An 11,311-nucleotide genomic window follows, 5' to 3' on the forward strand; every position below is an offset into this window, starting at 1 on the left:
CTCCTCGTCGGGCGTGGCGCCGCGCGGATCGGCGGCACGTGGAGAACCGTAAGTCCCTGGAGGTTAAGGCACCGATAAGCCGTGAATAAAGGGCGGACAAACGATGAACCGCCTGCGCCGCAGGCGGTTCCACGCGGCCCCGGCTCAGATCCCGCGGCCGCGCCGGTGCAGCGCCGCCATCACCGCCGGGACGCCGACGATGCCCGCCGCCGCCGCGGCGGCGACCGCCGCCCGCGGCTCGCCCGGGTTCGCCTTCGTGGCGCGCACCGCCCACCGTAGCGCCGCCTTGCGGTCGCCGATCGCGGCGTGCCAGCAGGCGATCTGGCCGTAGACGCGCGCCGCGCCCTCGGGGCTCCCGTGGATCTCCGGGTGCCGCGCGAGGATCCACCGCAGCGAGGAGATCTTGGTGTCCCAACGGGTCTCGAAGTGCGACCCGGCCCAGTTCACGAGCGCGTACGGCACGTCCACGTGCGCGATGGGCCGCCGCCGCGAGGCCCGCAGCAGCATGTCCCAGTCCTCGTTCTGGCTCCCCGGCGCGTCCTCGGCGACCAGGCCCAGCCCGCCCAGCAGCGCCGAGCGGCGGAACAGGAACGTCGAGGAGTGCAGCATCATCATCCGCGACCTGAGCAGGTCCACATGGCGCACCATCGTCCGCTGCGCCAGCCGTGGGTTGCGCCGCCCCCGGTAGTCCACCTCGATCGCGGCGGTGCACAGCTCCGCCTCGGTGCCCAGGGCCGTCACCTGCGCGGCGAGCTTCCCGGGGAGCCACTCGTCGTCGTCGTCCAGGAACGCCACCAGGTCCGTATCCAGGGCCGTGATCCCGGTGTTGCGGGCCCCGGCGAGGCCGGGCGTGCGGTCGTTCTTGACGACCCGCACCGGGCGCGCGCCGTCCGCGGCGAGCTCCTCGTCGGGCTTGGCGCGGTCGAAGACCACGATCACCTTGAGCTCGCCGGGGTAGAACTGCGTCAGCACCGACCGCAGCGCGGCCCGCACCTGCTGCGGGCGGTCGTGGGTCGGGATCACGACGCCGACGGAAGGCCAGTCAGTCACGGGCGCTCACCTCTTCGCGAACGGGCTCGTCCACCGCGGGCTCCTCCTCGTCGAGGTAGCCGTAGCGGCCGAGCAGGGGGCGGGTCAGGGTCGAGACCATCCGCCGGGTCCCCTCGGGGAGGTCCTCGGTCCAGGCCTCGTCGGGTCTGATCGGTATGCGCCCCACCGTGAACCGCATCGGGTTGCCCGCCGCGGAGTGGCTCGGGCCCAGGTCCGCCCAGCCGTCCCCGATGAAGTTGAGGTCCGACTCGGCCAGCTCCAGCCCGCAGAACCGGGCGAGCGAGGCGATCACCTTCCCGGGGCGCTGGATGAGCCGCTCGTAGCGGACCCGGCGCACCGGCACGCCCCGGCGCGCCAGGAGGCTGAACGCGGCGTTCTGCGCGTTCCACAGCATCGCGGCCTTCGCGGGGGAGTAGCGGGTCATCTGGTCGCCGCTGGGCGACTCGGGGCGGCGCACCTGCTTCGTCCACGAGTACGCCACGCCCCGCGAGTCGCGCACCACGTGCATCACCCGCAGGTCGATCCGCGGCGACCAGCGCAGGCAGTACGCCAGCGAGGCGTGCTTGGACGAGTCGACCACGACCTGCGCGCGCGTGTCCTTCGCGGCGGCGGTGTAGATCTTCTCGAAGTACTCGGCGTACTCGGTCACCAGCTGGTGCTGGGCCGGTGCGAGCCGCTTGGCCGCGAGCGCCGGGATGTGCCGGGTGCGGTCCACCGTGGCCTTGAGGGCGTTCAGGCGCTCGATGTCCACGTCCTCCCAGGACCCGAAGGCGCGCGCGCCGATCCGCTGCCAGAACTCGCAGTGCGAGAAGGTCGCCCCGCAGGCGCACATCTCGTCGCCGACCAGGTCCCGCTCCCACAGGTGGGTGATCTCGCCGAGCGGCACCACGCTCGGCAGCTGGCCGAGCAGGCGCTCCAGGAGCGTGGTCCCGCTGCGGCCCAGTCCTCCGATGAAGACCACCTTCACCCGGTTCTCGGACGGCTCGGCCGTATCGGCGATCTTCACGCTCACTGCACCCTCGCTCACCCTAGGACGTTCTCGACCCGGCGCCGCCGCGACAGTGCGGTGAGGCGCGGCCCGCCGGGACCGGGGCCGCGGTCCGAGACCTCCTCGGCGTCCCGCACTGCCCTCTGCTGCCCCGTATAACGACTCGAGGTGGGGTGGGGGACACGCCCTGTGATGAAAAAACCCGGAAAAACGCCCCCGGACCCTTAGCGTCTTGTCATGAAGCACTCGGGTCCTTCCCGCACGAGCCGCGCCGACGGCCCCCCCGCCCCCCGCGTCCGCCTGGGCGGCATCGGCATCGACCCCGTCACCGAGCAGGACGCGGTGCGCCGCGTGCTGGACGCGCTCGAGTCCGGGCGCGGCGGGCGCATCGTCACCCCGAACGTCGACATCGTCGCCGCCGCCCGCCGCAGCGCCGAGCTGCGCGCCGTCGTGGACACCGCCGACCTCGTCGTCGCCGACGGCGCGCCCCTCGTGTGGGCCTCCCGGGTGGCCGGGACGCCGCTGCCCGAGCGCGTGGCCGGCTCCGACCTGGTCTGGAGCCTCTCGGCCGCCGCCGCCGAACGCGGCCTGCGCCTCGCGCTCCTGGGCGGCACCCCCGACGGCGCCGCCCGCCCCACCGAGCGGGCCGCCGAGGTCCTCGAGGCGCGCTACCCGGGCCTGAAGGTCGTCGGCGCCTGGTGCCCGCCCATGGGCTTCGACCGCGACGACTCGCACTGGCGGGCCCTGGTCGAGCGCATCGAGGCCGCCGCCCCCGACCTCGTCTACGTCGGCCTCGGTTTCCCCAAGCAGGAGCAGGTGGCGGTCCGCCTCCGCGCGGCCGCCCCCCGGGCCTGGCTCCTCGGCTGCGGCGCGAGCATCGACTTCATCGCCGGGTACCGCCGCCGCGCCCCGAAGTGGATGCAGCGCAGCGGCACCGAGTGGCTGTTCCGGATGCTCTCCGAGCCCCGCCGCCTCGCCCGGCGCTACCTCAGGGACGACGCCCCCGAGGCGCTGCGGCTCCTCGCCGAGGCGTACCGGGCTCGCCGCCGGTAACGCCAAATGGTATTCCAAGTGGTATACTCCAAGAATGACTTCTATGACTACCATCAAGGTGCCCGTCGAGCTTCGCGATCGCATCGCGAAGCTCGCCGAGCAGCGGCACCTCACCATGGCGGGCGCGGTTGAACGCGCGATCGACGTCACCGAGGAAGAAGAGTTCTGGGCACGGGCCCGGGCCGTCATGGGCACCGCGGCCGCCAGGTCGGACCTCGAGCACGAGAGCGAGCGGCTTGCGGGTTCACTCGGCGACGAGCTCGAGCCCGAGGACTGGAGCGACATCCTGTGAACCGGGGCGACATCTACCTGTGCGACTTCGGCGATTCGATCGGCCACGAGCAGGGCCACCGCCGGCCCGCGGTCATCGTGTCCCGAGACGATATGGCCCGTTTCGGCATTCCGGTGGTCGTTCCGATATCGCGGACCCGGAAGGACTATCCGACGCACGTCGAACTCGAAGAGGCCCTCCCGGTCACCAGTTACGCGCAGTGCGAGCACCTGCGCACCGTTTCCACCCGGAGATTCGTGAAGCGGGTCGGCGCGGTCGACGGCGTGCAGATGATGAAGATCGAACTCGTCCTGCGCCGAATCCTCGGACTGGGCTGAACGGTCAGCGGCGCCGCGCGATGTAGACCACGTCCGTGGCCCACCGGGACAGCGGCGAGGCCAGCGCGTCGTCGAGCGCCTTCGCCGCCCCGCTCCAGGGCCTGCGGTAGCAGCCCTGGGTGAACAGCGTGAAGCCCTGCACGCCCAGCAGCTCGTAGCCGTGGCGGTCGAGCAGGTCGCGCATCTCCTCGTGCGAGAACTCCTGGAACCACATGCTCGTGTCCAGGCGGCCGAAGGTCTTGCGCAGGTGCCGCAGCGAGGAGGCGTTCCCGTGGTTCTCCACCAGCAGCAGCCCGGCCTCGGCGTCCGGCAGCGCCGTCGACGCGAAGTCCATCAGCTGGTCCCGCAGGTGCGGGTCCGCGTTGAGCACGAAGCGGAACGCGGTCACCAGCGCCGGGCGCAGCGGGTCGACCTCGGGCACCGCCAGGCCGGGCCGGACCAGGTGGGCGTGGCCGGGCGTCCCCAGCTCGCGGCCCTTGCGGAGCATGGCCTCCGAGGTGTCGTAGCCGTGCGAGACCGCCGCCAGGCCCGCCAGCATCCGCGCGACCCTCCCCGTGCCGCAGGCGAAGTCGTGGTGGACCGGCGGCACCGGGAACGCGTTCGGGACGAAGCCGCGCAGCCAGCCGGCCTGGCGGCCGGAGACGACGGAGGCGAACGTCCCCGGCGCGTAGATGCGGTCGGCGTACTTCTCCACGGCCGCAGGGTCCTGGAACACCTCGGTGTAGTCGCTGGCCACGAGGCTCCTCTCGGTTCGGAGTGTCAGATCGCGGCGCGGTACCGCAGCATCACCACCGCCCACGCCAGGCCCGCGACCGCGAGCGCCCCCAGCGTCCACCAGGGGCCGAACGGGGCGGCCGCCAGCGGGACGGCCCCGAATCCGAGGCCCGCCGCCAGCAGCGTCCGCTTCGTGAGCGCTCCGAACGGGTGCAGCCCGAACGTGCGCCACAGTTGCGCGAGCGGCATCAAATTATTCACCAGGACGGCCGCCGACCACGCGATCGCCGCGCCGACCACCCCCATCGTGGGAATCAACGCGAGGTTCAGTCCGACATTGACGACGAGCGAGACCGAGACGTCGATCAGCTGCCACGAGGTCTTGCCCGCCATGGACAGCATCGAGTCGACCACGCCGCACGCGGAGCTGACCATCATGGCGGGCACCAGGACCCACACCACCAGGCGCGCGTCGCCGGTCGCGTACTCGCCGCCGAACAGGCGCAGGTACCAGTCCGCCAGCAGCCCCACCGCCAGGTACACCGGCCACGTCAGGCCCACGATCCACGCGGTCGACGTCTGGTAGAGCGCCTGCGCCGACGCGGGCTCCCCGGCGGCCATCGCCGCCGCGGCCCGCGGCTGGACCGACTGCCCGACCGCGCCCGAGGCCAGCTGCCCCACGATCACGAACCGGGTCGCCACCGTGTACACCGCCGCCGGGCCCAGCCCGGCCAGCGCCGCCACCATGATGATGTCGAGCCGCTGGAGCCCCAGGTGGGCCACCCCCGCCGCCGCGCGCGGCGCCGTGAACCCCCAGAACGCCCGGGCCGAGACCCGGTCCGGGAAGCCCTGGTCGGGCCGCGAGGCCCGGTGGCGCCGCAGCAGGTACCAGCCCGCCGCCAGCGCCGCGGGCAGGTACGGCAGCGCCCACGCGAAGGTGACGGTCGCCGCCGAGGCCGTGCCGGCCAAGGCGATCGCGCCGAGGCCGATCAGCTGCGCCACGGTGCGCCCGAGCTTGTCGATGACCACCGAGGGCCCCATGAGCCGGTAGCCGCGCGTCGCCGCCAGCAGCGCCTCCATCGCCACCGACGCGGGCAGGAACACCGCGATGAGCCGCACCAGGTCCGGGCGCTCGAACATCGGCGCCGCCAGCAGCAGCCCCAGGGCCGTCGCCATCGACGCGATCGCGGCGGGCCACAGCCCCAGCCTGAGCACCGACCCGACCGCGCCGTCGCGCCCGTTCCGGTGCAGCCGGGCCACCCAGTACACGAGCCCCGTGGGCGTCCCCAGGCGGGCGAGCCCGCCGGCCAGCAGGAACACCGAGGTCGCCGCGAAGAACGCGCCCGCCTCGGCGGGCGAGAGCGCCATGGCCGCCAGCCACGTGATCGCCAGGCCCCCGGCGCCGGAGACGGCCGCCCCCAGGAGGTTCGCCAGGCCGCCGCGGGCCGTGCCGCGCAGCTCCTCCCGGCCGGTCTCCTCGTCGCGGGCGGCCGCGGCGGTCAGCGCCGCCAACTCGGCGCGCCCCCCAGCCACGCCGAGAGCCGCTCGTCGTACGGCCCGTACTCCTCGGTCAGCCGCTCCCGCAGGGACGCCGGCATCGGCGAGGGGCGCCCCCGCGCGTTGTGCCGCGCGAACGCGAACTCCCCGATCCACGGCAGCCCCAGGAACCGCAGCACCTTCTCGAACGCGTCCTCGGGGCGGGAGAAGAACTCCCCGGAGTCCAGCACCAGCACCCGGTCGCGCCCCACCTGCTCGGCGAGCGGCTCGAGGTAGTCGGTGTACCGCCCGCGCGCGGTGTACGCGTGGTGCTGGTGGTCGAAGCTGTACAGCCCCGGCTCGTCCCGCAGGCGCTTCTCCACGCCGCGCAGGCGGTCCTCCTCGGCCGCCACGGCCTCGGCGAAGTCCGCGACCGGCTCGAACCCGCGCGCCACCTCGTGCGCGTGGTGCGACCAGGCCCGCTCCACCGGGTCGCGCACCAGCACGATCACCTTGACCCCCGGCAGGTCCCGGGCGAAGCGCTCGGCCGCCAGCGGGTGGTACAGGTAGTACGGGCTCGACTCGAAGCCCACCGGGGCGAGCCCGGTGTGGTCGGCGATCCGCCGCGCGCTCGCCTGCGTCGGAAAGTGCCCCCGGTACCAGGCCATGCCGCGCCCGTACCCGGTGTCGAAGTAGTGGACGCCCTTGTGGAACACCGGCTTCAGCATCGCCGGATGCTGGGCCAGGGCCCGGTACAGGGACGTGGTGCCGCAGCGCTGGCCGCCGCAGATCAGCAGGCCCGGCAGGATCCGCGAGGAGGCGGTCAGCCGCCCGAAGGTGCGGGACGAGTGGCCGACGACGGCCTTCAGCCGTCCCGGGATGCGCTCGCGGAGCGTTCGCTGGCTCATATGGGTGACTCCTCCGTCAACGCGTTCCGTCGGCGCCGTTCGCCGGCGCGGTGCGCTGGCGGGCGATGTGGCGCAGCAGGGTCGGCAGCAGCCAGCGGCCGAGGGCCCCGAGCGCGGCGCCGGCCCGCTCGGCCTGGTCGCCCATGTAGCGCGCGGCGAGGTCCACCAGGTACAGCAGCACGGTCGCCTCGGCCTCGGCGGGCGCGACGCCCATGGGCGCGAGCACCGCGGGCGCGTCGGCGACGAGCCCGAGCACGGCGGTGGTCGGGTCCATCCCCTTGGTGACGATGTCGTCCTGGAGCCGGTAGTGGGCGGCGTCGAAGCCGTAGGGCACGCCGGTCTCGAAGCGCTCGAGGTCCCACAGGTAGATGACCTCGTCGGTCTCGCGGGTGTTCCACGGGGCCCAGTCGCCGTGCCAGGCGCCGAAGGTCATCTCGCTGGCGGCGTACCGGTCGAGGAGGGTCTCCCCGGCGGTCTGGAGCGTGTCGGCGTCCTGCTCGGCGCGCTCGGCGAGCGTCTTCAGGCGCGAGCGCAGCCGCGCGGCGTAGTCCGAGTCGCCCAGGGACGAGCGGGAGTCCCCGCAGGCGCCGGCGAGCTCGCGCATGGCGGCGACGCGGCGCCCGGGGCCGAGGTCCGCCGGCTCGGTCCAGGCCGGGAGCGCGGAGGCCACCATGACGTTGCAGCCGTTCCACTCGCCCGCGTGGAGCAGCCGCGGGACCCGCAGCAGCCTGAGGTCGCAGTGCTCGCTCAGGCGCCTGGTGGCCGCGATCTCGGCGTCCACCAGTTCGCGGGTGAGCGGGTTGACCCCGAGCTTGGCGAACGCGACCGTCTCGGCGTTCCCGTCGAGGACCTGGAGCACCGGCTTGCGGTTCGCCCGGGCCGGTCCGATGTGGATGCTCAAGTGGACCTCGTGGCCGAGCGCCGACGCCAGGTGCTCGTCGATGCCCCGGGCGCCGTCGACCTCGAGCCGGTGCGGCAGCAGCAGGCGGTCGACGCCCAGGCGCAGCGCCAGCACGGCGGCGTCGCGCTTGAGCCGGGCGCCGCGCGCGGCGGGCCTGGCGTAGCGCGAGAGCGCGGCCGCGGCGACCTTGCGGTCGGCGGCCGGGACGAGCACGCGGGGCCTGCGCCGCCCCGGCACGATGATGTAGGGCCGGCGCGCGCCCTTCGCCTCGGGAGGCGCCGCCCCGTTCCCGCCGGGGTAGAGCTGGTCGATCACCTCCGCCAGGTAGGTCGCCCGCCTCCGCAGGTCGTCGGCGGTCTTCAGGGCTCGGCTCATCGCTTCTCCGTCTCTGGGCCAAGGGTCCCGGTTTCGGGACCGGGCGAATGCGCGTCCTCGGCGGCGGCGGTGCCGTTCGCGGCGAGGAGGACGTAGCTGAGCAGGGTGAGCAGGAGGGGCGTGACGAGGGCGTTGTAGTAGAACATCGACAGCAGCGAGAACGCGACCACGGCGCTGCCCGCGATGCCGATCGCGCTGTGGTCCTTCCTGAAGCGCCACAGGACCGCGAGCGCGAACCCGAGGTAGGTCACCGTGCCCGCGATGCCGTGGGCGAACATGACCTGCCAGAACTGGCCGTTCCCGCCGAGGGTGCGCCCGCCGCAGCGGGGGCACTCGGGGGTCGGGCCGACGGCGATCGACTCGCCCGAGCCGAGGGTCTTCCTGGTGGAGCCGAATCCGAGCACGGGGGAGTGCTCCACGACCAGCTCGGTGGCGCGCTCGGACGAGAAGGCCCGGCCCTCGTCGGAGTGGCCGTTGTCGAGCCGGGCCTGGACCACCGTCCCCAGCGGCGTGAGCATGATGAGGAGCACCGCGGCGCAGCCGGCCCCGCCGAGCGCGAGCATCCCGCCGGGGCGGCCCGAGATCAGCAGCCGCAGCGCCGCGAAGACGGCGATGGCGGCCAGGCCGAGCCACAGGCCGCGGTTCATCGAGTACACGGCCGGCACCAGCGAGACGACGAGGAGTGCGACCGCGGCGACGCGCCACTTCACGGCGTTCGGGACGCAGAAGGCGGCCACGACGGCCCACACGGCGGTGATCGCGAAGTTGTTGCCCCAGGTGTTCGTGTACCCCCACGGCGCCGAGGGCCGCGGCGTCTCGTAGCCGAGGAAGTCCATGGTCTGGGCCGCGGCGGGGTGCACCAGCGACTGCACGAACCCGTCCTTGGCGACGGAGTGGGGCAGCAGGGCCTCCACGGGGGAGGTGTACTCGAAGCCCCCGGCGAAGGTCCCCAGGAGCCCGCCCGCGACGGTGACGACGAACAGCCACGCGAGCAGCCGCACCAGGCGCTCGCGCCGCAGCCGACCTTCGAGGACGAGGTTGTAGGCCCACAGGGCGATGAGGGTGCAGCAGCAGTAGAAGCCGAACCGGTACGTGGCCCCCGCCAGGCTCGAGAACCAGGTCTCGGGCACCACCCCGGGCGGGTCGACGCCGAGGTTCGCCAGGCTCAGGGTGACCGCGAGCAGGAACAGCAGCCACCAGCCGAACGCGGGCGGGACGGCGATCGAGCGCCGCCGCACCAGCTTGACGGCGGCGACGGCGGCCACGAACGGGATCGCCAGGACGCCGAGGCCGAGCGCCCACCACAGCGGGTAGGCGGCCATGAGCCAGAACAGCGAGCCGCCCTCCCGCGAGGAGGGCCGCTCTAGGCCGAGCCGCCCGCGCCCGGCGGCGCGGGCGGCCGAGAGGAGGATCATCGCTGCTCGGCCGAGCGGGCCGCCGGGGTCGCCACCGCGGGGATCGTCTCGGTCGGCGCCTCGCCGTCCTCGACGGCCTCGAGCGAGTCCGTGGGCGTCTCGTCCGCCGACACCGCGTGCCCCGAGGCGAGCTCGCGGCGGGCGGTCGGCAGCGGCACGGCGTTCATCGGGCCGAGCACGCCCGGCAGCAGGACCGCTCCGAGGAGCGGCGTGTCGATCTGGCGCATGGCGACCGCGGCGGCGGCGGTCTCGGTGATGGCGTCTCGCTGGGACTGGACCGCGAGGATCACCGCGTCGGCGTGCCCGGCGAGCAGCTGCGCGTCGGCCGAGCACGACAGCGGCGGCGCGTCCACGACGACGAACCGCCCGGCCTCGGCGAGCGTCGCGAACGTCTCGGCGGCGGCCTCGCTGGTGGGCCCGGCGGCGCGGGCCGCGGCGCCGGGGCCGATGACGTTGAGGCTCGGCTGCCGCGGGGCGGCCTGGGTGGCCGCGGCGAGGCCGACGCGCCCGGCCCAGACGTCGGCCAGGCCCGGGACGGGCTCGGTGCCGAACAGCTCGGGCAGGCCCACGGTGGTGCTCGGGTTCGCGGTGACGGCGGTGACGCGGTCCCCGGCGCGGGACATGGCGGTGGCGAGGTTGGCGGCGACGACGCTGGCGGCCGGACCGGGGGCGACCCCGGCGACGACGATCACGCGCTGCTCGCCGGTGAGCTGGGAGGCCACCACGTTGCGCAGCTGGGAGAACACCCGGCCGCCGGGGCTGTAGGCCCCGAAGACCTCGCGGCGCTGGAACTTCACGGCCGGGGGCACGGAGGCGAGCACGTCGAGCTCGCAGCGCTCGACCAGGTCGGCCGGGTAGGACACCTTGCGGGCCAGGCGGTGCCGGGCCCAGGCGAGCATGAGGCCCAGCGGCAGGCCGACACCGAGCGCGGCGGCGAGGTTGAACGCCATGTTGGGGCTCACCGGCGCCTCGGGCAGCGCGGGCTGGTTGATGACCCGCCCGGGCGAGACGGCGGTCTGCTCGGCCTCCAGCGCGGCGATGTCGGCTTCGAGCTCGCCCGCCTGGCCGCGCAGGTCGTCCAGGGCGGACTCCAGCGAGGCCCGTCCGCCGTCGCCCGAGTCCATGCCGGACAGCTCGTCCTCGGCGGCGGCGATGTCGGCGTTGACCGCGTCGAGCCCGACCGCGGTCGACTCGATCGCGCGGTCGAGCGAGGCGGTGGCCCCGGTGAGGCGGTGCGCGAGGTAGGCGTCGCTGAAGGCCACGGCCCCGGCCCTGGCGCCTTCGGCGGTGTCGGCCCGGAAGGCGATCTCCAGCACGGACGTGTTGGGCGGCACCGTCACCGAGACCTGCGAGAGCAGGTCGGCGTCCGGGTCGGCGCCGAGCGCCTCGGCCGCGCCCTCGGCGACCTGCGTGGACTTCACCAGCTGGGCCTCGGTGTCGAGGTTGACCTGGCCGGCGGTGCGCGCGCCGGCGACGTCGGTGTCGCTCGCGGTCGGCAGCACGAGGACCGAGGCGGTCGACTCGTAGACCTGCTCGGTCACCGTCGTGTAGGCGAAGCCGGCGGCGACCGCCACGGCCGCCGTTCCGATGACGAGCCACCAGGAGCGGCGGACGATGACGCCGTAATCGGCGAGCGTGCGGGCGGCAGGGGTCCTCAACGCGAAAGCCTTTCTCGTTCTTGGGATCTCGGTTGAGTAACGAGTGATGAGCCGTTCAGGTGACGGGGGCGCCGGACCCGTCGGCGCCCGAGGGGCTGGAAAGGTGGTATTCGGGCATGTGGGATGGCGAAAACCGATTTGTTCGCTAATATGTTGTTTCGCGC

11 protein-coding genes are annotated in these 11,311 nt (G+C 73.9%); 3 read left to right on the plus strand and 8 right to left on the minus strand.

Translation table 11 applies throughout. From position 1 onward, the window contains the following. Window positions 1–144: 144 nt before the first annotated feature. Together LO763_RS03500 and LO763_RS03505 are read right to left on the minus strand one after the other, a co-directional pair. Window positions 145–1,050, minus strand: coding sequence for a glycosyltransferase family 2 protein (locus tag LO763_RS03500; RefSeq protein WP_230600563.1), 906 nt, complete (start codon window positions 1,048–1,050; stop codon window positions 145–147). Continuing rightward, window positions 1,043–2,077, minus strand: a complete 1,035-nt coding sequence (locus LO763_RS03505) for a sulfotransferase (RefSeq protein WP_230600564.1) — start codon at window positions 2,075–2,077, stop codon at window positions 1,043–1,045. Before LO763_RS03505 ends, LO763_RS03500 begins: the two co-directional genes overlap by 8 nt. A 198-nt stretch (window positions 2,078–2,275) precedes the next feature. Between LO763_RS03505 and LO763_RS03510 the strand changes: the two genes are divergently transcribed. The 3 genes from LO763_RS03510 to LO763_RS03520 are packed head-to-tail and all read left to right on the plus strand — an operon-like array spanning window position 2,276 to window position 3,700. After that, window positions 2,276–3,091 carry a WecB/TagA/CpsF family glycosyltransferase gene (locus tag LO763_RS03510; protein WP_230600565.1) on the plus strand — a complete coding sequence of 272 codons (816 nt, stop codon included), beginning with the start codon at window positions 2,276–2,278 and terminating at the stop codon, window positions 3,089–3,091. Between the two features lie 43 nt (window positions 3,092–3,134). Beyond that, window positions 3,135–3,383, plus strand: a complete 249-nt coding sequence (locus LO763_RS03515) for a hypothetical protein (RefSeq protein ID WP_230600566.1) — start codon at window positions 3,135–3,137, stop codon at window positions 3,381–3,383. Beyond that, window positions 3,380–3,700: a type II toxin-antitoxin system PemK/MazF family toxin gene (locus LO763_RS03520; protein WP_230600567.1), complete on the plus strand. Its 321-nt coding sequence runs from the start codon at window positions 3,380–3,382 to the stop codon at window positions 3,698–3,700. Before LO763_RS03515 ends, LO763_RS03520 begins: the two co-directional genes overlap by 4 nt. 4 nt (window positions 3,701–3,704) lie before the next feature. On the opposite strand, the gene LO763_RS03525 is transcribed toward LO763_RS03520, so the two are convergent. The 6 genes from LO763_RS03525 to LO763_RS03550 are packed head-to-tail and all read right to left on the minus strand — an operon-like array spanning window position 3,705 to window position 11,147. After that, window positions 3,705–4,436, minus strand: coding sequence for a class I SAM-dependent methyltransferase (locus LO763_RS03525; RefSeq protein ID WP_230600568.1), 732 nt, complete (start codon window positions 4,434–4,436; stop codon window positions 3,705–3,707). Between the two features lie 23 nt (window positions 4,437–4,459). Then, complete coding sequence (locus tag LO763_RS03530) at window positions 4,460–5,947, minus strand: MATE family efflux transporter (RefSeq protein WP_369431906.1); 1,488 nt, start codon at window positions 5,945–5,947, stop codon at window positions 4,460–4,462. After that, window positions 5,914–6,798, minus strand: coding sequence for a sulfotransferase family protein (locus LO763_RS03535; RefSeq protein WP_230600569.1), 885 nt, complete (start codon window positions 6,796–6,798; stop codon window positions 5,914–5,916). Before LO763_RS03535 ends, LO763_RS03530 begins: the two co-directional genes overlap by 34 nt. Before the next feature lie 16 nt (window positions 6,799–6,814). Further along, window positions 6,815–8,074: a hypothetical protein gene (locus tag LO763_RS03540; RefSeq protein WP_230600570.1), complete on the minus strand. Its 1,260-nt coding sequence runs from the start codon at window positions 8,072–8,074 to the stop codon at window positions 6,815–6,817. Continuing rightward, on the minus strand, window positions 8,071–9,489 hold the full coding sequence (locus LO763_RS03545) for an O-antigen ligase family protein (protein ID WP_230600571.1): 1,419 nt from the start codon (window positions 9,487–9,489) through the stop codon (window positions 8,071–8,073). The genes LO763_RS03540 and LO763_RS03545 overlap by 4 nt, the downstream gene beginning before the upstream one ends. After that, window positions 9,486–11,147 (minus strand): Wzz/FepE/Etk N-terminal domain-containing protein, encoded by a 1,662-nt coding sequence (locus tag LO763_RS03550; protein WP_230600572.1) that lies wholly within the window; start codon window positions 11,145–11,147, stop codon window positions 9,486–9,488. The genes LO763_RS03545 and LO763_RS03550 overlap by 4 nt, the downstream gene beginning before the upstream one ends. Window positions 11,148–11,311 lie beyond the last annotated feature (164 nt).

The sequence above is a fragment of the Glycomyces amatae genome (assembly GCF_020991375.1).
Taxonomy (GTDB): Bacteria; Actinomycetota; Actinomycetes; order Mycobacteriales; family Micromonosporaceae; genus Glycomyces; species Glycomyces amatae.

What these genes read in the sequence shown, in the direction of transcription:
- LO763_RS03510 (WP_230600565.1), top strand. Translation starts at nt 2,276, where the DNA reads ATGAAGCACTCGGGTCCTTCCCGCACGAGCCGCGCCGACGGCCCCCCC.
- LO763_RS03515 (WP_230600566.1), top strand. Translation starts at nt 3,135, where the DNA reads ATGACTACCATCAAGGTGCCCGTCGAGCTTCGCGATCGCATCGCGAAG.
- LO763_RS03535 (WP_230600569.1), bottom strand. Translation starts at nt 6,798, where the DNA reads ATGAGCCAGCGAACGCTCCGCGAGCGCATCCCGGGACGGCTGAAGGCC.
- LO763_RS03540 (WP_230600570.1), bottom strand. Translation starts at nt 8,074, where the DNA reads ATGAGCCGAGCCCTGAAGACCGCCGACGACCTGCGGAGGCGGGCGACC.
- LO763_RS03545 (WP_230600571.1), bottom strand. Translation starts at nt 9,489, where the DNA reads ATGATCCTCCTCTCGGCCGCCCGCGCCGCCGGGCGCGGGCGGCTCGGC.